Here is a 25,779-nt window from a genome sequence, read left to right on the forward strand (position 1 = left end):
CCAATCCTCTTCCTATCCTCTGCGGAGTGCGCAGCGATGAGTGTGACAGTGTTCAACTGGACCGTAGCCCTGCCTGAAATTGTGCTTGCCCTGTCGGGTATTGTCATTCTGGTGGCCGGGGTGCTCCAGCGGAAAGGGGAAGGGTTTTTCCCCGCCGCCATACTCAGTCTGCCAGCCTTTCTGGTCTGTGGTTTTCTGGTTGTGCTGTCTCCTTCGGGGGCGGGGTATGCCGGAACCTTTGTGAATGATGGCTTTGCCCGGTTCATGAAGGTGCTCATTCTGGCCGGTGGTTTTGTGGCCGTGGCGCTGAGCGTAAGTTACCGCACTGCCGACCGGCGGCCCCTGCCGTTTGAAACCCCGGTGCTCATGCTGTTTTCCACGCTGGGGGCCATGCTTATGGCATCCTCAGCCAATTTGATGACACTGTTTGTCGGGCTGGAACTCTCCTCCCTGTCCATTTACATCCTGTGTGCTCTGGAACGGGATAATGTTCTCTCGTCCGAAGCAGGGATGAAGTATTTTATCCTCGGTTCTCTGGCGTCGGGCCTGCTGCTGTATGGCATCTCGCTCGTGTATGGGTATGCGGGCACCATGGAATATGCCGGACTGGTGGATGCGGTCCGGGCCGCAGCCATGCCTCCCATGGGGCTGGTCGTGGGGATTGTCTTTATCGTTGTCGGCCTGTGCTTCAAGCTCTCTGCCGTGCCGTTCCATATGTGGACGCCCGATGTGTATCAGGGTGCGCCAACACCCGTTACGGCATATATGGCTGGGGCCCCTAAATTTGCAGCCTTTGCCCTGTTCCTGCGTGTTATGGCCGGGCCGTTTGGCTCTGTTGCTCCCCGCTGGCAGATACTAGTGGAAGCGGTCTCTGTCCTGTCCATGGTTTACGGGGCTTTTGCGGCTATTCCGCAGACCAATATCAAGCGGCTCATGGCTTATTCCTCCATCGGGCACATGGGCTATGCCATGATGGGGCTGGCGGCGGCCTCCACAGCCGGTACGCAGGCCACGCTTATTTATCTGGCCGCCTATTTTGTTATGAATGCTGGTGTTTTTGCAGGCATTACGGCCATGCGCCGCAACGGGCGGGAAGTAAACTCCATTGCGGATCTGGCGGGCCTTGGGCGCTCGGACCCGGCTATGGCGCTTGCTCTGGCCGTGTTCATGTTCAGCATGGTCGGCGCGCCACCTCTGGCTGGCTTTTTTGGCAAGTTCATGGTTTTTGCAGCAGCGTGGCAATCCGGCCTTTACGTGCTGGTGTGCATTGGCGCATTGTCCAGCATTGTCGGAGCCTATTATTATCTGCGGGTTGTAAAAGTTATGTATTTTGATGCGCCAGCCCATGCGCTGGACCGCCCCGCACCCAGCCTTCTGTTTGTTTCGGGCGGGATGGGTGTTGCAACTGTTGTTTTTGCTGTTGTGCTTGGGCCAATCATGTCTGTGGCGCATCAGGCCGCACTTGCTCTGGCTGGATGAGCGGGCAGGGTAATTTCTGGCGGCTCACCTGTTTTGATGAGCTGCCATCGACCTCCGATTATTGCCTGAACGCCTGCCGTTCGGGCGACCCTGTAGCCGGGCTTGCAGTTTTGGCCCGGCGGCAGACCAAAGGCCGGGGTAGCCGCGGCCGTACATGGCTGGATGGTGGGCAGGGGCTTGCACTCAGTGTTGTGCTGGACGGCACGCAGGCCGGGCCGGAAGCGCTGGGAGGCTGGCCTTTTGTGGCGTCCCTCGGGTTTTATGATGGGCTTTTGCGTGCGCAGCCCGCGGCCCGGCCCCACCTCATGATCAAATGGCCGAACGATATTCTGCTGGATGGGCGCAAGATGGGGGGTATCCTCATCGAGCGGGAGGGGCCTTACGTTCTTGTCGGCCTTGGAGCCAATCTGGTCTCGGCTCCTGACCCGGATGTGCTGGAGCGCACGGTGGCCTGTCTTGCACAATGTGGCTCTGTCCCGGATGTGGAAGCTGTGGCCCGGTATGTGCTGGACGGGCTTACATTCTGGTCTGAGCAATGGCGGCAAAAAGGCTTTGCCAGCATTCGCGCAGCCTGGCTGGAAAGGGCGCATCCTGTGGGGACCCCCCTTGTCGTTCAGGGCGGGACTACTTATGAGAAGGGGCTCTTTGCAGGCTTGGCACCAGATGGCCGCCTGCTGCTGGACACGGAAGGTGGCATGAAGACAATCGCAACAGGGGATATTCTGCTTATGGAAAAGGGCGCATAGGAGTGCTACTTGTCATTGATGCAGGGAATACCAATGTTGTGTTTGCTGTACACGACGGCGAAAAATGGCGTGGTGTATGGCGGATTACCATGCAGCCCCAGCGGACTTCGGATGAATATGGGGTGTGGCTGCAAGCGCTGCTGAAAACGCAGGGTCTGACCTCTGATGATATTGAAGGGGCTGTTATAGGCACGGTGGTGCCTGCGGCCCTTTACCATTTGCGTACTTTATGCCGCCAGTGGTTTGCTGTAGAGCCACTGCTGGCCTCCGCCCGGCTGGACTGGGGGTTTGCCATCAAGATGGATAACCCGGATGAAGTCGGGGTGGACCGTCTGCTCAATGGTCTGGCCGCTCATTACACCTATGGTGGCCCGTTGACGGTTATAGATTTTGGCACAGCCACCACGTTTGATGTGGTGGATCAGGAGGGAAGTTACTGCGGCGGTGTTATTGCGCCCGGCATCAATCTGTCGGTCGAGGCATTGCATCAGGCTGCGGCAAGGCTCCCCCGTATTGGTATTGGTCGCCCCGTAGGGGAGTCCGCTATTGGGCGGAATACAGTTGCAGCCATGCGCTCAGGCGTGTTCTGGGGGTATGTAGGGTTGATCGAGGGGATCGTTGAGAGGATCCGCCGTGAAGTGGGGCCTTCCATGAAGGTGCTCGCAACAGGCGGTCTGGCTCCGCTCTTCTCGGAGGGGACAACGGTCTTTGACCATGTGGATTCAATGCTGACCCTTAACGGGTTGCGCTTGCTGGCGGGGCGAAACCCCCTGCCGAAACTGACAGTAGAACGAGATTTTTTGGCTGAAGGATAATCGGATAATATGACTGAACAGAACGGCGATCTGGCCTTTCTGCCCTTGGGCGGAACGGGTGAGATCGGCATGAACCTCAACCTGTATCGTCAGGGCGATACATGGTTGGCGATTGATTGCGGCATTGGCTTTAGCGGGAACGATACCCCCGAAGCAGAAATTCTGGTGCCCGACCCCGCCTTTATTGTCGAGCGGCGGAACCAGTTGGCCGGGCTGGTTATTACCCATGCGCACGAAGACCATATTGGTGCCGTGGCGCATGTGTGGCCCATGCTGCAATGCCCCATTTACGTTACGCCGTTTGCAAGTGCCGTACTGCGCCGCAAGCTGGCCGAAGCCCGCCTGATGGATGTGCCGATCCGCGTGATCATGCCCGGTGCGCGCTTTAATGTGGGCCCGTTTGATATTGAGTTCGTGCCGGTTACGCATTCCGTGCCCGAAGCCCAGTCCATGGTCCTGCGTACTCCGGCAGGGATTGTGGTTCACACAGGCGACTGGAAGTTTGACCCCGAACCGCTGGTTGGCCCCGCAACAGACCTGAACCGCCTTGCCGAAATTGGTGAGGAGGGCGTTCTTGCACTGGTGTGCGACAGCACGAACGTGATGAAGCCCGGCCCTTCGCGCTCCGAGTCCGAAGTGCGCGTGAGCATGACCGAACTGGTGGCAAGCCTTAAGGGGCGCATTGCCGTGACCTGCTTTGCCTCCAACGTGGCGCGGGTGGAAACCATTGCCATGGCCGCACAGGCCGCTGGCCGCACGGTTGTGCTGGTCGGGCGTTCGCTGCGTAACCTGGATACGGCTGCGCGTGAGTGTGGTTATTTGTCTGGTGTTCTGCCGTTCCTGAGTGAGCAGGACGTGAACGATGTGCCTGATGACCAGCTGCTCATGATCATCACGGGCAGCCAGGGCGAGCCGCGCTCGGCTCTGTCGCGTATTTCCATGGACGTGCATCCCAATATTTCCCTCGGGGAAGGGGATACGGTCATTTATTCCAGCCGCATGATTCCGGGTAATGAGCGGGCGATCATGGCGGTGCAGGATAATCTGGCAAAGCGTGGCGTTAAGGTTATTACCGACCGTGAACACTTTGTGCATGTTTCGGGCCATGCCACGGGTGGTGACGTGCAGAAGATGTACGAACTGCTCAAGCCCCAGCATGTGGTGCCGGTGCATGGCGAATGGCGGCACCTGACCGCACAGGCCGCTCTGGCGCAGGAAATGGGTATTGCTCCCATTCTGCTGGAGGACGGGGATATTCTACGTCTTTCCCCGGGTAAGCTGGAAGTGGTGGATACCGCCCCCACAGGCCGCCTCGCGCTGGACGGCAACCGCCTGCTGCCCATGAATGGTGGCGTGCTGGCAGCCCGCCGCAAAATGCTGTTTAACGGCATTGTCATTGGCAGTTTTGCTGTGGATGACGAAGGCTTTGTTATTGGCGACCCCAAGGTGAGCGCGCCCGGCCTGCTGGACCCGGATGATCTGGAAAGTGTGCGTGTGCGCGAGGAATTCGCCAACGCGCTGGACGTAATCCCCGATGAACTGCGCAACGAGGATGGAGCCTTCCGCGAGGCCGCCAAAACCGCCCTGCGCCGCGCTCTTGGCCGCAAGCTGCAAAAGCGCCCGCTGGTGGATGTGCACGTGCTGCGCGTATAAGGCGTTTTAGATACCGACGAACAAGAAAGCCCGGTCCTGCCGGGTTTTCTTTCGTTCAGGGCTGTTTTACAGCTTGATAACAGATAACACAGGCATGCCTCTCCTTTTGCCGGAGGTACGCCCCATACAAGGCTGAATGCACATGCGTCTTTCGCGCAGCTTTCTTCCCACCCTCAAGGAAAATCCGGCAGAGGCGCAGATCGTCTCTCACAGGCTCATGCTGCGCGCGGGGCTGATCCGCCAGACGGCTTCGGGCATTTATGCCTGGCTGCCAGCCGGGCTTAAGGTGCTGCGCAACATCAGCCAGATTGTGCGTGAAGAGCAGGACCGGGTGGATGCGCAGGAAGTGCTTATGCCTACCTTGCAGTCCGCAGACCTGTGGCGCCGCTCCGGCCGTTACGATGCGTACGGGCCGGAAATGCTGCGTATTCAGGACCGCCACAAGCGCGAACTGCTGTACGGGCCAACCAATGAGGAAATGGTGACAGACCTGTTCGGTCAGTCAGTAAAATCCTATAAGGACCTGCCGCAGGTTCTGTACCACATTCAGTGGAAATTCCGCGATGAAATGCGTCCTCGCTTTGGCGTGATGCGTGGCCGCGAATTTCTGATGAAGGACGCCTACAGCTTTGATGTGGATTACGCATCTGCCGTAGCCACCTACCGGCGCATGATGCTGGCTTACCTGCGCACCTTCCAGCGTCTGGGTGTGCGGGCTGTTCCCATGCGGGCCGATACAGGGCCAATCGGTGGGGAACTGAGCCACGAATTCCTTATTCTCGCCCCAACGGGGGAAAGTGGGGTGTTCTATGATGCCGCACTGGAAGATCAGGACTGGCTGGACGAACCCGTGGACACCAGCAGCCCCGAAGCGCTGGAAGCCTTCTTCAACCGTGTGACTACGCCTTATGCCGCCACGGATGAAATGCATGATACTGCAGCATGGGACGCAGTGCCCGACGCCCAGAAGCGTGAAGGCCGCGGTGTTGAGGTCGGTCATATTTTCTACTTTGGTACCAAATACACGGAATCCATGGGGGTGAGTGTTAGTGGTGCCGATGGTGCGCAGTTCTTCCCCGAAATGGGGTCCTACGGCATTGGGGTCTCCCGCCTTGCCGGGGCTATTATTGAAGCCTGCCACGATGAAAACGGCATTATCTGGCCCGATTCCGTAGCTCCTTTCCGCGCTGCTATCCTGAACCTGAAGTCCGGTGATGCGCTGTGTGATGAGGTGTGCGAGCAGATTTACGCAAAAGCGCCAGAAGCATTCCTGTATGATGACCGGTCCGAACGGGCTGGCGTAAAATTTGCCGATGCCGATCTGATGGGTCATCCGTGGCAGATCGTGGTTGGTCCCCGTAGCGCCAAGGAAGGCCGGGTGGAACTCAAGCGCCGCGCCACAGGGGAACGGCAGGAGCTGAGCGTGGATGAAGCGCTGGCTCTGGTTCTGGCGGGCTGAGCACCATGTTCGGTCCCTTCGAGCGTGCGGTAGCTGGCCGTTATCTCCGCGCGCGGCGTGGGGAGCGGTTTGTTTCCATCATCGCCATATTTTCTCTGGTTGGTATTGCGCTGGGTGTTGCAACGCTGATCATTGTCATGGCGGTGATGAACGGTTTTCAGGCCGATCTTATGGGCCGTATTCTGGGCCTGAACGGGGACCTGAGCATTTATGGCGCAGGGCGTACCATCTCCCAATATGAAGATGTGGCGCAGGAAGTCCGCTCTGTTCCTGATGTGCTGAGTGCCACACCCATTATAGAAGGGCAGGTGCTGCTCAGTGCCGGGTCTTACAGTGCCGGTGGTGTGGTGCACGGCATTACGGCACAGGGCCTGCACGACCTTACGGCGGTCAGTTCCTCCCTTGTCGCGGGGTCTCTGGACCAGTTTGGTCAGGGGGATGACTCCATTGTGGTTGGTGTAACCATGGCCGAGCGGGCAGGGCTGTCTATTGGTTCGCGCCTGACGCTGGTTTCGCCCGAAGGGGCGGCCACTGCTTTTGGCACGGTACCGCGTGTGCGCTCATACCGTGTGAGCGCGATTTTTGACGCCGGGGTGAATGACTATAATTCCAGCGTTGTGTTCCTGCCTATGCACGCCGCTCAGGTATATTTCCAGATGCCAGGCAAGGTGACGCAGATTCAGGTCGCCACAAAGGATGCGCAGCATGTGCGCCCGGTTACTATGGCCATTGTCAGGGCTGTGGATGACCCGGGTTTGCGGGTGCTGGACTGGACAACGGCCAATAACGCATTGTTCGGGGCCGTGCAGGTGGAACAGAACGTAATGTTCCTGATCCTGACCCTGATTATTGTTGTGGCGGCGTTCAATGTCATTTCCTCCCTGATCATGATGGTCAAGGACAAAACGGCCGACATTGCCGTGCTGCGCACCATTGGGGCCAGTCGTGGCGCCATTATGCGTATTTTTTTGATGTGTGGGGCATCGGTGGGTGTTACCGGCACGGTGGCGGGGACGGCACTGGGCATTGTGTTCTGCATGAATATCGAGCGTATCAGGCAGTTGTTGCAAAGCCTGACGGGCACAAACCTGTTTAACCCGGAGGTGTATTACCTTGAACACCTGCCAGCCAAGCTGGATTGGGGGCAGGTTGGCGAGGTAATTGGCATGGCGCTCCTGCTTTCGCTTCTGGCAACATTGTATCCAGCCTGGCGCGCAGCCAGAACAGACCCGGTCGAGGCGCTACGTCATGAATGATACTGCGGTGCTCCGCCTGAACGGCGTTCAAAAAACCTATCGCAGTGGGGAGCATGACGTGCTGCCCATTTTGCAGGGGGCGGATTTTACCCTCAATGCGGGGGAAATCGTGGCGCTGGTTGCGCCATCGGGCACGGGTAAGTCCACGCTTTTGCATCTGGCAGGTCTGCTGGATACGCCAGATGCGGGGGACATTATTATTCGTGGTCAATCGACCAGCACCATGGCCGATGCCGGGCGCACAGCCCTGCGGCGGGATGAAATCGGGTTTGTGTACCAGTTCCACCACCTGCTGGGGGAATTTACCGCGCGGGAAAATGTGGTTCTGCCGCAAATGATCGCAGGTGTGCCCAAGCGGGTAGCCCGGAAGGAAGCTGAGCGCCTGCTGGAGATGTTTGGCCTTGCCCACAGGGTGGACCATCTGCCGGGCAAGCTTTCTGGTGGGGAGCAGCAGCGTGTGGCTATTGCGCGCGCGCTGGCTAATGCCCCCTCCCTGCTGCTGGCGGATGAACCTACTGGCAACCTGGACGTGCATACGGCAGACGCGGTGTTTACCGAACTGCTGGAAGCCGTGCGCAAGCGCGGTCTGGCCGCACTGGTTGCAACCCATAATGAGGAACTTCTGCCGCGCATGGACCGGGTTGTAACCCTGCGCGATGGCAAGCTTGTTACGCGTTAGAAGGCACACGGCATAAGGCGGCATTCCTTAGCACTAGGGGGAATGCCGCTTTTTTTTATGTTCGCTGGGGTTATACCGCGGGTAGCAAAGCCCGTTCGACCGCATTGCGCACGCGGGCGGAGGTGGGTGGCGTTATGGAAGAAAACCATGCAACCGGCTGGCCGTTACGCCCGATCAGGTATTTGAAGAAATTCCATCTGGGGCGTGCCAGAAAGCCCAGCTCTGCATCCAGCCATTTAAACAGCGGTATGGCGTTCTGGCCTTTGACAACGCTGCGGGCTGCCATGGGGAAAGCAACGCCGTAGTTCTTCTGGCAGAATGTTGCGATGTCTTCCGATGTGCCGGGCTCCTGCTGACCAAAGTCATTGCTGGGAACGCCAATAACCACCAGCCCGGCTTTGTGGAACTGTGTCCATAAAGCCTGCAATCCCTCATATTGTGGGGTAAACCCACATTTGGAGGCGGTGTTCACGATCAGGATGGGTTGGCCCCTGTAGGCACTCAGATCAATGCTGCTGCCATCGAGTGCGGGTAGGGTAAAATCGTATATGCTTGTTGCCAAGGTGCTGCCCTTTTGCTGCTTTTGTGGCAGGTAAGGCATCCTGTGTAGCGCACCACAAGAGAAGGAGCGAGATGTTATGCTGTCTGCAAGTAGTGGGTGGAAGCCTGCTGCCCTGTTCCGGGTTCTTGTGCCAGACTTCCACCACATCTTGTGCGCGGCAAGATCGTGTTCTGCTTTTTGTTGTTCATTATGTTGAACTCGATCCCGTATGTGGAATATGAAGATATGAGCCTCTCCTGTCAACATGGAAAATAAGAATAACATGTCCAAATCGCAGGATACGGTTCCCGCTCTACGCAGGGCCGTTCGTATACTTGATATGGTCAAGGATGCCGCCAAACCGCCTTTGGCGGCAGATGTAGCCCGTCAGCTCGATTTGCCGCGCAGCACGGCCCATGGTCTGCTGGCGGTTATGCAGGAGCTGGGCCTGCTGGAAAAAACAGTCACGCAGGGGTACCGGCTGGGAACACGTCTGCTTGATTGGGCCGGCGACGTTACGGAAAAGCGGGATCTGGTGAGTGAGTTCTACCACGTGCTGGAGACTCGCACGGATCTGGAGGCCTTTACCGTTACCCTCACCATGCTGGAGGGGGCGGAGGTTGTGTATGTGGCCTGCCGTAACAGCGCGACCGTGCTGGGGGCGTCCTTCAGGGTAGGGATGCGCCTGCCTGCCATATTTACGGCCACAGGTAATGCCATGCTGGCGGGTATGGATGATGCCTCCTTCCGGGAATGGCTGGCCCTGCACCCTGTTACAACCTGGCCCCAGCCTCTGACGCCTAATGGCATATGCTCGGTTACAACGCTGGTGCGCGAAATTGCCGAAATCAAGGATCGTGGATATGCGGTGGATGACGAGCAGGTGCATGACGGGCTGTGGTGCTTTGGCGCGGCTGTCAAAGACCATTCAGGGTGTGCACTGGCCGGAATCGGGATCAGCCTGCCGCAGGCGGAGCTGGGGCGGTACAGCGTTGCGCGTCTGGGGGGTGTTGCATCCCGTCTGGCAGAGGCGGTTTCCTTCCGGCTTGGTTATCGCGCAGGATAAGGTTTTGCCTGCGGGCGGAATGGAACAGAACATGCGTCTTGCTGCTATGCGGGCTGGAATAATGAACCGGAAAAACACATGCCGCCGCCATATGCGCGGCATTGCCATGGGCCTGCTCCTTGGCATGCTGCCGTTGGCCTTTTACCCCGCTGTGCAGCAGGCCCGTGCGGAAGGGGGGCTCATGCAGACCTCTGCGCGGTATCTGATCAATGTGCATGGCCTGCATGTGTTAACAGCCAATGTCGGGTACAGGCTGGGGATCAATGCCTATAGCGGCATTGCGCAGGTTCAGACTGCAGGTTTTTTTGGTCTGTTCGTACAGACCGATATGCGTATGCAGGGCTCTGGTCAGTTTTTGGCCAGCGGGCAGCCTGAACCCGCGCAGTATGACAGCGCAGGCACCTATAATCATGAGCAGAGCCACCTGCACATGACGTATCAGGCTGGTGTGCCGCAGATTACGGTGCAGGAGCCTCCCATAGGCACCCGGGAAAAGGTAACCCCCGAAGAACGGGCTGGCGCGCAGGATATTGTTGCCCTGCTGGTTGGGCTGGTGCACCAGATGCAAACCCATAATCGTTGTGATGAAGCCCCCCAGAAGCTGTTTGATGGCTTGCGCCTGAGCGTGCTGAGCCTGCGCAATACGGGGGTGGAGCGCCCACCCTCCAGCGCATCCCATGCGTGGGGGAGCGAGTCCGTGACCTGCAATTTTGTTTTGCAGCAGGTTAAGGGATTTACGGCCAATGGGCAGTTCAGCAAACTCAGGCAGCCGCAGATCGGCCGGGTCTGGTTTGAGAATATTCCCAACATAGGTATGTCGGTTGTCAGGCTGGAAGTGGAGCACCCCAAAATGGGGCATGTTGTCATGCGGCTGGACGAAACACCCAAGCAAACGCCCTGAACCGCAAAAGCAAGGGCTGGCTCCCTGATAATAAAGGAGCCAGCTTTTGAGGTATGGTTATTCCACCGTTACCGATTTTGCCAGATTACGCGGCTGGTCAACATCCGTGCCCTTGAGCACGGCAACCTCGTACGCCAGCATCTGCACCGGAATGGTTTGCAGGATCGGTGCGACAAAATCATGCACACGCGGGAGCACCACAATCTGTTCGGCAATGGCGGAAACGCGGTCTGCTCCCTGTGTGTCGGTAAAGACCAGCAGGCGGCCGCCACGGGCTTTTGCTTCCTGCAGGTTGGACAGGGTTTTGTCGAACAGTGGTGTGGAGGGCACACTGGCAACAATGGGTACGGTGCGGTCAATCAGGGAAATGGGGCCGTGCTTCATTTCCCCCGCCGCATAGGCTTCGGCATGGATGTAGGAAATTTCTTTCAGCTTGAGCGCGCCTTCCATGGCTACGGGGAACATGCTGCCCCGGCCGAGGTAGAGGACGTCTCGCGCTTCGGCCACAATGGCCGCCATTTGCCGAATGGCATTCCCCTGGTTGAACACTTCCGCCGCACGGCTTGGTAGGTCCATGAGTGCGGCGACCAGCTCTTCTTCCCCCATGGGGTCTAGCGTGCCGCGGGCACGGGCGGTGGCAATAGTCAGGCAGGCCAGTACGGTCAGCTGCGCAGTAAAGGCTTTGGTGGAGGCGACCGAAATTTCCGGGCCTGCCACGGTTCCCAGCATCACATCGCTCTCACGCGCCATGGTGCTGTGTTCCACATTAAGAACAGAGAGAATATGGATGGCCTTTTCACGCAGGCTGCGCAGGGCTGCCAGTGTGTCTGCCGTCTCCCCGGACTGGGAGATCAGCAGGCCAAGGGAGCCTGCGCTCAGCGGCGGGTCGCGGTAGCGCATCTCGCTCGCCACATCAATATCAACCGGCAGGCGGGCAATTTCTTCCAGCCAGTAGCGGCCAACCATTCCGGCGTAAAAAGCCGAGCCACAGGCGGTTATGACCGCACGGGGCACGGTGGCAAGGTCAAACGGCAGGTCTGGCAGCACAACCTTGCGCGTTGCCGGGTCGATCATGCGCTGGAGGGTCTGCCCGATAACCAGCGGGTGTTCGTGCAGTTCCTTTTCCATGTAATGGCGGTAGCCATCCTTGCCAATGGAGCCTGCGGTCAGGGCGGTAATCTGCACCGGGCGCTCAAGGGGCGTGCCATCAAAGGTCATGAACTCGGCACCCTGCGGGGTGATCACCACGCAGTCGCCATTTTCCATATAGGTGATGCGGCGGGTCAGGGGAGCCAGTGCGAGGGAATCCGAACCAAGGAACAGTTCATCATCCCCAAAACCCACGGCGAGGGGTGCGTTGTTGCACGCCCCGATCATGAGCCCTTCATGGCCTGCAAAAATCATGGCAACGGCGTATGCGCCATCCAGACGTTTGAGCGCTTTAAGGGCTGCCTCCTTGGGGGGCAGGCCCTGTTGCAGGTGGTAGTCCACCAGCAGGGCAATGCTTTCGCTGTCGGTTTCGGTTTCAAACACCTGCCCGGCGGCTTCAAGCTCCTGGCGCAGGGTTTCAAAGTTTTCAATAATGCCGTTATGCACAATGGCCACGCGGGCTGTGCCGTGTGGGTGCGCATTGCAGGTGGTGGGGGCACCGTGGGTGGCCCAGCGGGTGTGGCCAATGCCGGTTTTGCCCGCAAGGGGTTCCTGCTCCAGCAGTTTGGCCAGATTATCCAGCTTGCCAGCCGCCCGGCGGCGCTCTACGCGCCCATCTACCAGAGTGGCAATGCCTGCGGAATCATACCCACGGTACTCCAGCCTGCGCAGGCCTTCGAGCACAATGGGGGTTGCATGGCGTAACCCGACAACGCCGCATATTCCGCACATCAGCCGTTTTCCTTTTTTGCCTTCAGGGCATCTTTGAACAGTTTGCCGCGTTCCGGTTTGGTGGTCTGGCGCGCACGCCCCAGAGCCAGCGCATCCTGCGGCACATTGTTTGTAATGGTACTGCCTGCTGCGATCAGGGCGTTATCACCGATCTCGACAGGGGCAACCAGTACGGAGTTGGAGCCGACAAACGTATTTTTGCCGATGGATGTGGTGTGTTTGAACACCCCATCATAGTTGCACACAATGGTCCCGGCCCCAATGTTGGAGTGCGCGCCAACCTGTGCATTTCCTATATAGGACAGATGGTTGACTTTAACACCCGCACCCAGCTCGGCACTTTTGAGTTCAACAAAATTGCCAACCCGCGCGCTGGCACCAATTGTGGTTTCTGGCCGCAGGCGGGCATATGGGCCAATCACTGCGCCAGAATGTACCTCGCACCCTTCAAGGTGGCTGAAGGCGCGAATAACAGCACCTTCATGCACAACAACGCCGGGGCCAAAGACAACATTGGGCTCAACCAGCACATCGGCGGCCAGTTGGGTGTCTGTTGCCAAAAAGACTGTCTCGGGGGCAACCAGCGTTACCCCGTTGTCCATGGCGTTCTGGCGGAGGCGCTTTTGCAGGGCGGCTTCGGCCTGAGCCAACTCGCTGCGGGAGTTCACACCACGTAGTTCATCCTCTGCGGCCTCAACCGCACGGACCTGCGCATGCTCGGCCACAGCCAGGTCCACCACATCGGTCAGGTAGAACTCACCTTTGGCGTTGTCATTGCCCACGGCTTCCAGCCAGCGGCGGAAGTCTGCGGCATCGGCACAGAGAACACCTGCGTTGCACAGGTCTATGGCGCGTTCCTCGGGGGTTGCATCCGACCATTCCACAATGCGTTCCACATTGCCGGCGTGGGTCACCACACGGCCGTAGCGGGCTGGGTCTGCCGGGCGCATGGCCAGCAGGGCCAGACCCACATCGGGTTTACGCCGCTCCTCCAGCAGGGCGGTCAAGGTCTGGGCAGAAATAAGCGGGTTATCTGCGTACAGGACTGCCACATCGCCATCACCAAACCACTGTGCTGCCTGCAGGGCCGCATGGGCCGTGCCAAGCCGCTCATGCTGGATGACCACGGGGTAAGGGGCAGCAACTTCCGCCACATCTGCCATTTCCGGCCCGATGACCACAACCAGACGATCAAAGACCTCGGCTGCGTTGCGTAGCAGGTGGGCCAGCATGGGGCCGCCCGCAAGGTGCTGCAGGGCTTTGGGGCGGGAGGATTTCATGCGGGTGCCTAGCCCTGCGGCCAGAAGAACCGCTGTGGCAGGACGGAATGCGGGATCAGACGTCATAAATGATGCGGTAAGCCAAGCTCCGGCGTGTGTCAAACGTCTCGCTTATGGAAAAACTCCATGCCAATATCATAAAAGTTTTCTAATATTTACGAGGCGGAGGAACGGAATGTCTGCTTTGCGTCTGGCCGTGTTCGATATGGACGGCACTTTGCTGGATTCCTTGCCGGATCTGGCGGAATGCTGCCGCGAAATTCTGGCCCAATGTGGCTTGCCATTGCTGTCCGATACACAGGTGCGCGGCATGATAGGCAATGGCGTGCAGGCACTGGTGGAGCGGGCCCTGCACGCCAGCGTGGAGCAAAAAGCAAAAGAAAGCGGGACCGCTCCAGCCATACCATTTTCCACGGAGGAGGCGGTCAGCCGTTTTATGGCGGCTTACACACCCCGTGCCACCCGGTTGTCCCGCCTGTTCCCCGGTACGGAGGAGGCTTTGCACCGCCTGCGGGCACAAGGGTGGCTGCTTGCAGTCTGCACGAACAAGCCGGAAAAAGCGGCACGCCGTATTCTTGCGGATTTTGAGCTGACCTCCGTTTTCGCTGCCGTGGGCGGTGGGGATAGCTTTGCTGCCCGCAAGCCGGATGCGCGGCACCTGCTGGGCACGATTGCGCAGGCCGGAGGGAGTGCGGCAAGCAGTGTGATGGTGGGGGATATGCCGCCGGATTATCTGGCGGCCGAAGGGGCGGATTGCCCCTTTGTATTTGCAGGCTGGGGGTACGGTGCACCCGAACTTGCCAGCAGGGCCAAGGCTTCTGCCCCCTGCATGCAGGACATTCCGGCCCTGCTGGAACAGCTTATGCCAGCCTGAAGGTACGAGCCGGGGCTGTTCCAGCACCCGGCCGGGTTGGGTTAATGCCCGTATTGCGCCTTTAACACCGGTGCAAGTTGCTGGGCGAGAAGGATGTCGGCTTCCTTGTCCACATCCACCGCCGCGCGCCCATCTGATAGGGGAACCAGCTCGGCCTGTGCGCTGGTAAGGGCATAAATGCGGGCATACAGGGCCTGCGTGGATAGCCGCCCTGTTACTGCGCGAAGCAGAACGCCCAAGCCCAGAGTCCATGCGACCCGCAGCGGGTGTTTGCGGTTTTTTTCCACACTGCGCCACAGATCGGCTACCCGGGCCGAAACAGAGGTTTTGAAGTAAAACAGATTGCAGCCGGAAAAAACCATGTCCGTCAGGCGGATATAGGTGCGCTTGGTCTGGGGTACACTTTGCTGGATGCTGCTCTGGGTGGCAACGCCAACGGCAATATCGGTTTTATCGGCAGCAGTGCGGAGCAGTTCCTCCACCCATTCAGGCTGGAGCAGGGCATTGTCTGCTGTGGTCACCAGCAGCGGGGTGCCAAAATGTGCAAGACTGTCCAGCACGCTGGCACTTGGCCCTTCGGGGCGGGATGCCACAACCTGCACATCGTCTGGTAAAATCCCGGCCAGAATAGCCGGGTCTTCCAGACAGACGACAATACGGGTAACGGCGGGCACGGCCTGCAGGGCGTGAACCACCCGCACAACCATTGGAACCCCATCAATGGGCAGAAGTGCCTTGTGCGAGACACCACCTGCAACCGCAACGGGGTCCGGCTTGCCGGGGCGTGTTCCGGCAAGCACCAGAGCGGTAATGGCGGGAGCCGTGCTCATGCCGCGCGTTTCTGGTCCGGGCGTGCGCCATCGGGCCGGTCGCGCGGGGGAGCGCCGGTCAGTTCCATAACCCAAGGGTAGCGCGAGGCCTGTTCAACATCATACCCCAAATTGAACACGGTCGGGCTGCGCGGGCGTGCTTTGGCATCCACGTAGTAGGAGCCCAGAACCCGGTCCACCACAAAGCTGGTAATGCCAAAATTACCATCTTCATCATGGAAGTGGTGCAGCACATGGCGGGCTTTCATGCGCTGGATCCATGCTGAACGGGGTTTGTAGTTCAGGTGCTGGATGCAGTGGAAAAACTCGTAAATGCAGGTAATGGCAATGCCTGTGCCCAAAGCCGCGGCTGCCGTGGCAACGCCACCGATCAGGTAGCCAATGGGCAGGGTGATTACGGCAATGGTGGGCAGGGTTGTAACCGGCGCGCCAAACAGAACATCCAGCAGGTGTGGGTCCTGATGGTGGTCAAAATGGATGCGCTTCCACAGTCCGGCGGTCCATTTGTTTTTATAAAGCAGGTGCCCGTGCAGAACGTAGCGGTGCAGCATGTACCACACTATGGGGTAGACAAACACCACGGCCAGTATGGCGCTGAGTGTTTTTGGCCAGCCTGCAAAAAAATGGGCAGAGACAAACGCACTGGCAAGGGCAAGGGCAAAGTACAGCAGAATGGTTGGATACGTCAGATAGGCGATCCACAGCTGCCGGAGATCCATTTTACCCAGGTCAAAACTGCGACCAGTCTTGAGGGAGGGGTTGTTCAGAGTTCCGCTCATCGTGTTTCGTTCCTCAGGAGCACAGTCAGTGCCCCCAATGTAAAGATGATCAACGTGGGAACTGTTGCAACCGGAGGCGGGAGCAGACCGGCATTACCCATAGCCCGCAGCAGTCCCTGTACAACAATAAACAGCAGCCCAGCGCCCAGACACCATACTGGCAACCAACTGCGTGTCCCCGTTCGTGGAGGGATATAGATTACTGGCATTGCGATCAACAGCAGAACCAGCAGAGACGCCGGGCGAAGGAACCGCTCGATCAGCCCCGCCCGGAGGAAACCCGGGCTGGAATCCGAGGCAAGCTGCCCGCGTAGCATGCCAATAATGGTTGCGGTGGACAGCGGCGCATTGCCCGAAGACAGGCGAATAAAATCCCGCGGCGCCAGAGTCGTGTGCCATGGCATGTCGGCCTGATGTTTCAGACGGTCCACCTTCTGGTCCCTGAGGTCCACGTCCAGCCCTTCCACGTTGTAAAGGGTCCAGCCGTGTGCGCCGGTGTAATGGGCCGTTTGTGCGTGCAGGGTTTTGTTCAGCATCCGGTTGGCATCGCGCATGTACACGTCAACCGTGCCCAGTATGTTGCCACCGTCGGCCACGTGGCCAATATGGGTCAGGCTGGAGCCTTCATGGAACCAGAAGGAATGCCCATCCTCGGGGGTGGGGTCGGTGCGATTCCACCATGCGGCCAGAGCCTGCTCGGAGCGGGGGGTTACCTGATCATCTAACACAATGCCTGCCAGCCCGATCAGTAACGTTGCGGGCACCAGATATTTGTATAACCCGAGCGTGGATAAGCCTGCTGCACGAAGAATGGCTATTTCGCTGGCAAGGGTCATTTGCGTCAGCATAAGCAGCGCGCCAATGAGCGTGCTGAGCGGGAGCGCGCCAGACAGCAGGAAGGGTAGGCGCATGCAGGCGTAATTGAAAATCCCCAGAATACCCAGATGCCGCTGCAGAATGGGGGTTGTCTGTTCCAGCAGTGCCAGAATTTCCAGCAGGCTGACCAGCACGCAACTGCAGAACACCACGCGAAAAAGCAGTGCCCCGGACAGGTAGCGCAGCAGAACATAACGCGGGTTGGGTGAAGGCTTGCTCATATGCGGTTTTCTTTATGCCTGCCGGGTTCTGGCTGGCTGTGCCCAGCGGGCACGCCAGAGGAGGAATGTGCCCGAGCGGTAAAGGAGCAACGCCACGCACAGAACGATAAACACAAGTGCTGGTGCCCATATGACCAGTACAGAGAGCTGCCGGGTTGCAACCATGCTGTGCCCGAACTGCAGGATATGGTCGAAACCGATCATGAGGATAAAGGCAATGGGCAGGCCCGCATTATTGCGCTGGCGCTTGCGGGCCATGGCCAGTGCGGTTGCAAGGAGCGGAATAAAGGGAATGGTCAGGCTGCGGGCAAGGCGGAAGTGCAGCTCCGACCACATATGCGGCCGCGAGATACTGCCGTCCTGGCGAACAATCTTGCTGATCAGTTCGGGGGATGTGAGCTCGCGCTCATCGTCCCCACGTTCGCGGAAGGGCGTGGTCTGGGAGGCATGGGTCAGGTAGCGGGTGGAGTGCTGGAATGTTGTCAGGCTGGGAGGTTTGTCACCCGAGTCCGAGACAATGATGCCATCCTCCAGATCCAGTTGCACGGTGCTGCCATCCGAGGCGATGCGGATGTGGCCCTTGCGGGCGGTAATGTTCCGTTCCTGATGGTCTGACGTATCGTGAATAAAGACGTTTTTCAGCTCAGACCCACTTTGGGTTACGTCCTCGGCAACAAGGGTGAGGTCGGAGGAGGGGCGGGCAAACATGCGTGGTTGCAGGCGCGGGGACCAGCCGGTGTGGCTGGCAAAATAGAACGCGGCCCGGAAGTCATACCGTGCATGGGGCTGGATAAACCCGTAAAGCAGGAAGGAAATAACACCCAGCACCAGCCCCAGATGGATATAGGGCCGCGTGATTCGCAAAAGGGAGAGGCCGCTGCTGTTGGCGGCGTCAATTTCCTCATTCTGGCTCATGCGGCGCATGACGGCAAAAACCGACACGCAAAGAGCGGCCGGTATGGCCAGCCCCAGATAATGGGGGAGCAGGGTGGTCAGCAGCTCAACAAACGTGCGTAGATTGTTGTTGCCTTCCGCCAGCAGGTTAAACAGAACCAGCAAACGCTCAAGCAGAAGCGCCGTCATGACCACGGCCAGAGCAATGGTAAATGGCGGAATAACCTGATTGATCAGGTAACGATCAAGCGTTGTGGGCCGGAACCGCTGGAAAAAGCGGCGGATGGCGGGCGCGTTCAGCATGAAAAATGTCATACTGCGGTTTTTGGTAAATGGCGATGCCGTGAGTAAACTCTGCCTGCCTCACTGTCGTGCATAAAACCATCCGTACCAAGTGCCCTGCGTTGCACGGTAATATCCCATGTGGTGGGCTGGGCGGTAATGGTTATTTGGTTCCAGCCAGCGGCTTTCTGGGGGCTGCTGGCAATATGGGATGCAGACGTCGTGCCAATTACAGGAATGGAGGTGCCCGGAATGGTGCAGGCCGTGGCACGGTGGGAGTGCCCATGCAACACCAGTTCCGCGCCTTCGCGGCGCAGGATGTCCTGTAGCATGTGCAGGTCCGTCAGGCCCTTGCGGTTCTGGACCAGATGGGCGACCGGCGGGTGATGGAGCAGCACAACGCGGCATAACCCGGACTCGCCGAGTGTTCTGAGTGTCTTGCCCAAAAGTTCCAGTTGCTGGTCCCCCGTTCTGCCTGTTGCCATGAAGGGGAGGGAGGGCACTGCCGTATTTACCCCGATCAGGGCGACATGGTTCTGAACAAGAACAGAGGGAGCCTTGCTGTTCTCCCCCATATGGAGCCACGGTGCCCACAGGGCGCGTTTTTCCTGATTTTTTTCCCGCACCAGAGCCTCATGGTTGCCCGGCACAAGCAGCGTGGGGGGGAGGTTCTGCTCCTTTAACCAGCGTTCCGCCGCACGGAATTCGGACAGGAGGCCAAGATTGGTCATATCCCCTGTAATGGCGACCAGCGTGGGGTGTGCCTGCTCAATGTCCTGCATGACCTGCAACAGGGGGGCCGGAGCATGCAGGTGCCTGCGGCGGTAAAACCAGCTCAACAGGCTTAATACGCGTTTAAAACGCCATTCCCGCCAGGTGGGTAGGCCCGCCAGAGGCAGGTGCGGGTCGGAAAAATGGGCAAGAAGAACGCTGGCCAAGAAAATTAGGTCTCCAGTCGGGGGCGTTGCCAGCGTACAGTATGTGACAAGCGCGCTCTGGCTCTTTATACCACTGAGCCGAGCCGGGGCAAAAGCACCGACCTGTAACTTGTGCATTATAGAGTACGTGAGTGCCCGATCATCTAGCCCTTATTTATAATCCGTTCAGCCGTAAAAACCTGAAGAACGGCCCGGACTATCTCCAGAGTATCCAGGCGTTGCCCAATGTCCTGTTTTACGCACCAGATACACACGCCGCATTGCAGGGTGTTGTGGAGGATCTGCGTACGCGTAGCCTCTCCTGCATTGTGGTGGATGGCGGGGATGGTACGGTTGGCAAGGTGCTGAGCGTTCTGCATGCCTCTGGCTGGCCGCCGGAGGAGTGGCCACCTGTTGCGGTTATTCCATCGGGCAATACCAACCTGATTGCGGCGGATGTGGGGTACGGCAAACGCGGAGCGGAGGCGTTGCGTTGCCTGCAAACCGAACTACGGTCCGGGCAGGCCATGCGTAAGGTCAAGCAGCGCCATCCGCTGGTTGTGCTGCGCACGGGGTACGAGGGGGCTGCGGTCCTCGGCTTTTTTGGGGGTATGGGGGCTTTTGGCAGGGGCATAAGCATTGCCCACCAGCCTGCGGTGCTCAAACGTTATGCGCACGACATGGCGGTTATAGCGACTTTTGTCATGACAGTTATGCAGCTTTTGCTTCCTCGCCAGCGGGATGGTTGGCTGGCAGGGGCCGCAGCCCAGCTGACATACGATGGCAAAGCCAGTAGCGTGAACAACCATTTTATGGTGCTTTGCACGGCGTTGAACACCCTGCCCTATGGTGTCTGGCCGTTCTGGCGTGCCGGTGGTGCGCCGTGCAATGGCATGCATTATCTGGACGTGGCGGCATATCCGCCGTCTCTCATGCGGGCTGTGTGGACCTTGCTGCGTGGCAAGGCTCCGGAGTGGCTACGCCGCTCATCTGCTTACCAGAGTGGTGCCGTGCAAACCCTTCAGATGCAGACAAACGAAAATTTTGTGCTGGATGGCGAGATTCTGGAGCCGGGCGACAAGACGGATTTTACCATTCAGGCAGGCCCGCCCGTTTCCTTCCTTTATGCGTAATGGCTGACACACATGGCTAATACCGAGCAGACAACCCGCAGGCAGGCCGTTGGCCAGATCACACATATGCTGGCGCAGGAGCTGGCTCTTCCCGTCGCTCCGGAAGTGACCCGGTTTGTGGAGCAGATGCTGGGTCATGTGAGACCTCTGGGCGTTCTGTTTTATGGGTCGGGGCTGCGTGCTGGTATTGATGAAGACACGCTGCTCGATTTCTACATTATTGTCAGCCGGCAGTCAGACTGGCCGCGCTCCGCTCTGGCCTGCATGGCCAATGCGGTATTGCCACCCAATGTGGAGTATCAGGAACTCAGGGTGGCAGGCCGTGCCATGCGCGCCAAAATTGCCATTCTTACCCTGGCACAACTGCATGAGCTGACCGGATTTTCCACGTTGAATACCACGGTCTGGGCGCGGTTCTCCCAGCCTGTCAGGCTGGTCTGGAGTAACAACGCACAGGCTGCGCAGGCCATTACCCACTGCATTGTGCGCGCCAATGTAACGGCAGCAAAATGGGCGGCCCTTCTTGGTCCACTCAAGGCTCCATACAGAGCATTCTGGGATGCTCTGTATGCCAGTACCTACAAAGCAGAATTGCGTGTTGAAAACGGGCAGCGGAGCAGCAGTCTGGTTGATGCCAATCTGGAGCGGTATGAGCATAGTCTCCTCCCGTGCTGGCAGGCTGCGGGCATTCCGTTTGAAGCTGAGGGGGGGGAGGTTTTGCCCTTGCTCACTGCTGAACAGAAAAACAAGGCCCAGTGCCAATGGCGGCTCAGGGCGCGGTTGGGGCGTCCGCTGAACATCCTGCGTCTGATCAAGGCGGTTTATACATTTAAAGGAAGTGCCCGCTACGCCGCGTGGAAAGTTCGGCGGCATAGCGGAATAAACATTCCCCTTAGCCCATTTGCGGAAAAACATCCGCTACTGGCTGCTCCACCAGTGCTGTGGAAGCTCTGGCGGCAAGGGGCCTTTAGGCAGGGTGCGTAATGTTACGCGGCTTCTGGCTGGAGCGGTACACCACATTCCACGGCAGCCTGACCAAAAATGGCAAGGGCCTGGTCAATCTGTGCCGCTGTATGCGTTGCCATAACGGAGCAGCGCAGCAGCGGGCGTGAATCCGGCGTTGCCGGAGGCAGGCTGAGATTGACGTAAACTCCAAGTTCAAGCAGTCGGTTCCACATGGGAATGGCCTGCTCAACCGTTTCCAGCGTTACGGCAATAACCGGGCTGACCCGCTTGCTGGCGTTAAGGCCAAGCTTGGTAAAGCCCGCATGCAGTTGAGCGGCATTGTCCATAAGCTGGCGGCGTAGCTCTGGCTGGGCAATCATGTCCTCAAGGGCTGCCCCTGTTGCTGCAATCACTTCCGGGGGGAGTGAGGCAGTAAACATGTAAGGGCGGCAGTTCAGGCGCACGAGTTCCAGCTCAGGGTGGTCAGATACGCAGTAACCGCCAACCGTGCCCAGACTTTTGGAAAAAGTGCCAACAATAAAGTCAACATCTGCTTCCACGCCTTCGGCTTCAGCCGCACCGCGTCCATGCTCGCCCAACACCCCAAAGGAGTGGGCTTCGTCCACCATAAGGTATGCGCCGGTTTCACGCTTGACGGCGGCAAACTCGGCCATAGGGGCCACGTTGCCGGTCATGGAGTAAATGCCCTCCACAACAATCAGCTTGGCGCTATTGGGCGCATCCAGCCGCTTGAGGCGCTTGTACAGATCGTCCGGGCTGTTATGGCGGAAGCGGATAACCTGCGCTGCACTCAGGCGGCTGCCATCATAGATACTGGCATGGCTGTCGGCATCCAGAATCAGATAATCGTCTTTTCCAGCCAGAGCGGAGATCATGCCAAGGTTGGCCTGATACCCGGTGGAGAACACCATGGCGTCCCGCCGTTTGAAAAAGTCGGCTATCTTGCGTTCCAGGTGGCGATGGAGCGACTGTGTTCCATTGGCAATGCGGGAGCCGGTTGTGCCAACACCGCAGGTTTCTGCTGCTGCCTGCGCGGCCTTGATGGCGCGCTCGGACTGGCTGAGACCCAGATAGTTGTTGGTGCCAAAGAGCAGGGTTTCACGCCCCTCTATAATCCCAACAGTGGAGGAAACCGGCTTTTCAATGACAACGGCAAACGGATTGCGCCCGCCAGCCGCGACAACAGAGCCCAGAGCGCCCGCAAGGCCCTCGAATTTGGAAAACAGTGACGTCATCCACGCTTACCCTTTGTTCTTCAGGTCAACAATGCAGGCGGCCAGATCATTGATCGTGCGAATATCCGCCAGTTTGTCGAGCGGAACAGAGACGTCCAGACTATCTTCCACTTCCATGACAAAGTTCATGACTGCGAGAGAGTCAAATGCCAGATCTTCCATGATCTTGCAGTTGCCGTCGATGTCGCGCGGGACTTTGGGATTGGCAAGAAGCTTTTGGATGATCAGCGCGGAAACGCTTTCAACGGTTTCGCTCATGTCGGGTCCTTCATCCTTTATGGCATTTATATCAAGCCGAGCTTCCGCCCGCTGTGGCCGCCTTATGAGAGAAAAAACCAGATTTGACTAGCCTCTCACTCACAGGCGACTTTTCTCCCGTGCTTCAGGCGACTTCGGGCTGCTGGGCAAAAGCGCCGTTCACATACATTGTGCGGGCTTTGGCGCGGGTCAGCTTGCCAGAAGAGGTCTGGGGCAGCGTATGAGGGGGAACCAGCACAACCATAACATCAACCCCATGCAGCCTGCGGAACAGGCTCGCCGTTTCGGCGCGCAGGGCTTCACGGGCTTCGGGGTTGGTGGTGCGGCACTGGATCAGCGCCACGATTTCTTCATGGTTGTCTTTTTCAAGGGAAAAAACAGCCACGTCGCGGCTACGCAGGGTGGGAATGTGGGTTTCTGCCGACCATTCCAGATCCTGCGGCCAGATGTTGCGGCCGTTGATGATAATCAGGTCCTTGGCGCGTCCTGTGACCACAACCTGACCATTGAGCATGTAGCCCAGATCACCCGTGTTCAGCCACTTATCCTGATCCAGCACCTGCGAGGTTTCTTCCGGCATGCGGAAGTAGCCGGACATAAGGCTCGGACCACGGACGTAAATGGTGCCAACCTCACGGTCTTTCAGCACAACGCCATCGGGGTTGCGAACTTCCATGGCATGCTTGGGCAGCACTTTGCCGCATACAACAAAGGTGCGCGACGGTGTGCTGGAATTTGCCGGAGCCTGCGCAATTCCTTTGCTTTCCAGCAGGGGCAGGTCAACCGTATCTGTTTCAATCCCGGTGTCGAGCGGGACAAAGCTGATGGCAAGCGTTGCTTCGGCCATGCCGTAACTGGCAACAAAAGCTTTGGCGTTGAACCCGGCAGGGGCAAAGCGCTCGGCAAATTCCTGCAGGATATGGGCGCGGATCATATCGCCACCAATACCTGCAACCCGCCAGCGGGACAGGTCCAGTCCGGGAGCGGCAGGGCGGCGGGCGCACAGCTCGTACCCAAAGGATGGGCTGTAGGCGATGGTGCCGTGGTTACGGCTGATCAGATCAAGCCAGACATGGGGGCGGCGCGCAAACTCACGCGTCGGCAGCAGGTCAACAGTGAGCTGGCATGTCATGGGGGTCAGGAAAAAGCCCACCAGCCCCATGTCATGGTAAAGCGGCAGCCACGAAACGCAGCGATCTCCGGTTTCGCGGACCTGCAGCCCGTCATGCGCAATGGCAGCCACATTGGCCATACCCGAACGCTGGGAGACACAAACCCCCATGGGGAAACGGGTGCTGCCAGAAGAGAACTGAAGGTAGGAAAGCGCATCGGGGTCCACCGTGCCCAATTCCATATCCGGCACGGGGCGGGCCATCAGTTCGCTGGGGGAGCCAGCAAAAACCAGACCAAGACCTTCTACAATGTCATCCGTCCAGCCTTCGATAATGGCCGGAATAACGACCGCGCTGGCCTGCGCACTGGTGATCATACCACGCAGGGTGGTCAGGTAAGCATCCTTACCACCAAACGCGACGGGCAGGGGGAGGGGCGCTGCAACAAGGCCAGCATACTGGCAGCCAAAAAAGATGCGGGCGAAGTCGCCATCGCTTTCCGCAACAATCGCTACGCGGTCACCGGCCTGTAGCCCCATACCAAGCAGGCGCTTTGCGGTTTCAATAGCCTGTGTCCGCAGCACGCTGTAGGGCAGGGCTTCAAGCAGCACACCTTTGCCCGAATAGATATTAAACCCGGCCGTGCCTTGTGCGGCGTAATCCAGCGCATCTGGAAAAGTCGCAAAATCACCGTAACGGCGCAGTTGTCCAGACGCGGAGGGAAGCGGCTGGAGTGTTGCTTCCGTGGTGGGTGCAGAGGCTGGGTTCATAAGGTTCATCAGTTGGCCATTCGAAGAAAATCAAAAATTGCGGCGGCGCCAACCGGCGCAGTAAGTCCGTCCCCCAGAAAGGTCGAACGTCAGGCGTATATAGTCTTTTTGTGGATTTATGAAAGTATCATGAGAGCGGGAAAGCCGATTGCTCCCCGCTGCAGGCACATTCACCACTCATTATGGCGGGAGTTTGCCTTGAAGGAGCAGGGCGAACCTATGGCACTATATAGAGCATGACGACATTCACGCTATGTGGCGACCTCAAAGACATATTCCGCAGTAAATTCAGTGCGTTGCAAAACGCGCCATAAGGCAGAACGCGTTGGGGCGTGCTCTTTTGCTTGATCCACGGGGAGTTGCCAAAATAAGGAGCCTCGAGGCCAGAAACGCCAGGAACCATAAGGACCGCTAGGGCGTTACTATGGCAGCATTGTCCGGATATGGGCGGCTTTTCTAGGTGTTTTAGGCCGGGGCAATTATGCTGAGGCTGCTGAAAAGCTTTGGCTTCTATTCATGCTGGGCGATGGAAACGTAAAGTAACAAATTGTGTTGGTTTGCCGGGGCGGGAGCGGTCTGGTTTTAGTCAGTTAAGCAGCCTGTTTGCGATTCCTGTTTGGGCTATTTGCTTCGTCGCGCAGTGTGTCTTGGTTTGCTGACGAATGCAGGGGCCGAACATGAGCTGGCAAGCATACGTCGTTTTGCTTCAGGGGGATGGGCAAAAGTGCCCCTGAAAGAAAAATGTCATTTTTTTTGTTTTCTAGTGTTGACGGGTTAGTGTCTGGGGGTATAGAAGCTGCTTCACCGAGACGAGATGACCTTGGCGGTTTCGGAAGTTTCTGCTAAGGTTTTTGGCTCTTTTGGTCTTTGACAAGA

Annotated in this window: 23 protein-coding genes; 12 read left to right on the top strand and 11 right to left on the bottom strand. The window is 58.3% G+C overall.

What is annotated here, in order from left to right; translation table 11 throughout:
- Positions 1 to 36: 36 nt before the first annotated feature.
- From nuoN to GOB83_RS05560, 7 genes are all read left to right on the top strand, one after another.
- Positions 37 to 1,479, top strand: a complete 1,443-nt coding sequence (gene nuoN / locus GOB83_RS05530) for an NADH-quinone oxidoreductase subunit NuoN (protein ID WP_165925445.1) — start codon at positions 37 to 39, stop codon at positions 1,477 to 1,479.
- Positions 1,476 to 2,225 carry a biotin--[acetyl-CoA-carboxylase] ligase gene (locus GOB83_RS05535; RefSeq protein WP_086645421.1) on the top strand — a complete coding sequence of 250 codons (750 nt, stop codon included), beginning with the start codon at positions 1,476 to 1,478 and terminating at the stop codon, positions 2,223 to 2,225. The genes nuoN and GOB83_RS05535 overlap by 4 nt, the downstream gene beginning before the upstream one ends.
- A gap of 2 nt (positions 2,226 to 2,227) precedes the next feature.
- Positions 2,228 to 3,040: a type III pantothenate kinase gene (locus tag GOB83_RS05540; RefSeq protein ID WP_086645420.1), complete on the top strand. Its 813-nt coding sequence runs from the start codon at positions 2,228 to 2,230 to the stop codon at positions 3,038 to 3,040.
- 9 nt (positions 3,041 to 3,049) lie between these two features.
- On the top strand, positions 3,050 to 4,693 hold the full coding sequence (locus GOB83_RS05545; RefSeq protein ID WP_095349424.1) for a ribonuclease J: 1,644 nt from the start codon (positions 3,050 to 3,052) through the stop codon (positions 4,691 to 4,693).
- Between the two features lie 142 nt (positions 4,694 to 4,835).
- A complete protein-coding gene (gene proS, locus GOB83_RS05550) occupies positions 4,836 to 6,152 on the top strand; it encodes a proline--tRNA ligase (RefSeq protein WP_086645663.1) in 1,317 nt (438 codons plus the stop codon).
- 5 nt (positions 6,153 to 6,157) lie between these two features.
- Positions 6,158 to 7,408, top strand: a complete 1,251-nt coding sequence (locus tag GOB83_RS05555) for a lipoprotein-releasing ABC transporter permease subunit (RefSeq protein ID WP_086645418.1) — start codon at positions 6,158 to 6,160, stop codon at positions 7,406 to 7,408.
- Entirely contained in the window at positions 7,401 to 8,087 is a 687-nt protein-coding gene (locus tag GOB83_RS05560; RefSeq protein ID WP_165925446.1) for an ABC transporter ATP-binding protein, read from the top strand. The genes GOB83_RS05555 and GOB83_RS05560 overlap by 8 nt, the downstream gene beginning before the upstream one ends.
- Before the next feature lie 70 nt (positions 8,088 to 8,157).
- On the opposite strand, the gene GOB83_RS05565 is transcribed toward GOB83_RS05560, so the two are convergent.
- Positions 8,158 to 8,688 carry a glutathione peroxidase gene (locus GOB83_RS05565; protein WP_165925447.1) on the bottom strand — a complete coding sequence of 177 codons (531 nt, stop codon included), beginning with the start codon at positions 8,686 to 8,688 and terminating at the stop codon, positions 8,158 to 8,160.
- Positions 8,689 to 8,911: 223 nt separating this feature from the next.
- Here GOB83_RS05565 and GOB83_RS05570 point away from each other — a divergent pair, with 223 nt between their 5' ends.
- Positions 8,912 to 9,694 (top strand): IclR family transcriptional regulator, encoded by a 783-nt coding sequence (locus tag GOB83_RS05570; RefSeq protein WP_165925448.1) that lies wholly within the window; start codon positions 8,912 to 8,914, stop codon positions 9,692 to 9,694.
- Positions 9,695 to 9,755: 61 nt separating this feature from the next.
- The gene (locus tag GOB83_RS05575; protein ID WP_165925449.1) at positions 9,756 to 10,595 is read left to right on the top strand and encodes a DUF3108 domain-containing protein; all 840 of its coding nucleotides are present in this window, start codon (positions 9,756 to 9,758) and stop codon (positions 10,593 to 10,595) included.
- 57 nt (positions 10,596 to 10,652) lie between these two features.
- On the opposite strand, the gene glmS is transcribed toward GOB83_RS05575, so the two are convergent.
- Complete coding sequence (glmS, locus tag GOB83_RS05580) at positions 10,653 to 12,476, bottom strand: glutamine--fructose-6-phosphate transaminase (isomerizing) (RefSeq protein ID WP_165925450.1); 1,824 nt, start codon at positions 12,474 to 12,476, stop codon at positions 10,653 to 10,655.
- Positions 12,476 to 13,822: a bifunctional UDP-N-acetylglucosamine diphosphorylase/glucosamine-1-phosphate N-acetyltransferase GlmU gene (gene glmU, locus GOB83_RS05585; RefSeq protein WP_165925451.1), complete on the bottom strand. Its 1,347-nt coding sequence runs from the start codon at positions 13,820 to 13,822 to the stop codon at positions 12,476 to 12,478. The genes glmS and glmU overlap by 1 nt, the downstream gene beginning before the upstream one ends.
- 109 nt (positions 13,823 to 13,931) lie before the next feature.
- Here glmU and GOB83_RS05590 point away from each other — a divergent pair, with 109 nt between their 5' ends.
- On the top strand, positions 13,932 to 14,630 hold the full coding sequence (locus GOB83_RS05590) for an HAD hydrolase-like protein (RefSeq protein WP_165925452.1): 699 nt from the start codon (positions 13,932 to 13,934) through the stop codon (positions 14,628 to 14,630).
- A gap of 41 nt (positions 14,631 to 14,671) precedes the next feature.
- Here GOB83_RS05590 and GOB83_RS05595 read toward each other — a convergent pair whose 3' ends face one another.
- From GOB83_RS05595 to GOB83_RS05615, 5 genes are read right to left on the bottom strand one after another with little or no spacing between them, the layout of a single operon-like run.
- Positions 14,672 to 15,460, bottom strand: coding sequence for a nucleotidyltransferase family protein (locus GOB83_RS05595; protein ID WP_165925453.1), 789 nt, complete (start codon positions 15,458 to 15,460; stop codon positions 14,672 to 14,674).
- Positions 15,457 to 16,239, bottom strand: coding sequence for a sterol desaturase family protein (locus tag GOB83_RS05600; RefSeq protein ID WP_165925454.1), 783 nt, complete (start codon positions 16,237 to 16,239; stop codon positions 15,457 to 15,459). Before GOB83_RS05600 ends, GOB83_RS05595 begins: the two co-directional genes overlap by 4 nt.
- Positions 16,236 to 17,336: an LptF/LptG family permease gene (locus tag GOB83_RS05605; protein WP_165925455.1), complete on the bottom strand. Its 1,101-nt coding sequence runs from the start codon at positions 17,334 to 17,336 to the stop codon at positions 16,236 to 16,238. Before GOB83_RS05605 ends, GOB83_RS05600 begins: the two co-directional genes overlap by 4 nt.
- A 12-nt stretch (positions 17,337 to 17,348) precedes the next feature.
- Positions 17,349 to 18,545: an LptF/LptG family permease gene (locus GOB83_RS05610; protein ID WP_086645408.1), complete on the bottom strand. Its 1,197-nt coding sequence runs from the start codon at positions 18,543 to 18,545 to the stop codon at positions 17,349 to 17,351.
- Positions 18,542 to 19,450 (bottom strand): metallophosphoesterase family protein, encoded by a 909-nt coding sequence (locus tag GOB83_RS05615; protein ID WP_242005736.1) that lies wholly within the window; start codon positions 19,448 to 19,450, stop codon positions 18,542 to 18,544. The genes GOB83_RS05610 and GOB83_RS05615 overlap by 4 nt, the downstream gene beginning before the upstream one ends.
- Positions 19,451 to 19,581: 131 nt before the next feature.
- On the opposite strand from GOB83_RS05615, the gene GOB83_RS05620 reads away from it, so the two are divergent.
- On the top strand, positions 19,582 to 20,562 hold the full coding sequence (locus GOB83_RS05620) for a diacylglycerol/lipid kinase family protein (protein WP_165925457.1): 981 nt from the start codon (positions 19,582 to 19,584) through the stop codon (positions 20,560 to 20,562).
- A gap of 12 nt (positions 20,563 to 20,574) precedes the next feature.
- Entirely contained in the window at positions 20,575 to 21,546 is a 972-nt protein-coding gene (locus GOB83_RS05625; protein ID WP_373321591.1) for a hypothetical protein, read from the top strand.
- Positions 21,547 to 21,548: 2 nt separating this feature from the next.
- Here GOB83_RS05625 and spt read toward each other — a convergent pair whose 3' ends face one another.
- From spt to GOB83_RS05640, 3 genes are all read right to left on the bottom strand, one after another.
- The gene (gene spt, locus GOB83_RS05630) at positions 21,549 to 22,763 is read right to left on the bottom strand and encodes a serine palmitoyltransferase (protein ID WP_086645405.1); all 1,215 of its coding nucleotides are present in this window, start codon (positions 22,761 to 22,763) and stop codon (positions 21,549 to 21,551) included.
- A gap of 6 nt (positions 22,764 to 22,769) precedes the next feature.
- Positions 22,770 to 23,021, bottom strand: coding sequence for an acyl carrier protein (locus GOB83_RS05635; protein WP_025826198.1), 252 nt, complete (start codon positions 23,019 to 23,021; stop codon positions 22,770 to 22,772).
- Positions 23,022 to 23,145: 124 nt separating this feature from the next.
- Positions 23,146 to 24,912 carry a fatty acyl-AMP ligase gene (locus GOB83_RS05640; protein ID WP_165925458.1) on the bottom strand — a complete coding sequence of 589 codons (1,767 nt, stop codon included), beginning with the start codon at positions 24,910 to 24,912 and terminating at the stop codon, positions 23,146 to 23,148.
- Positions 24,913 to 25,779: the final 867 nt, after the last annotated feature.

The organism is Acetobacter fabarum (assembly GCF_011516925.1).
GTDB classification, from domain to species: Bacteria; Pseudomonadota; Alphaproteobacteria; order Acetobacterales; family Acetobacteraceae; genus Acetobacter; species Acetobacter fabarum.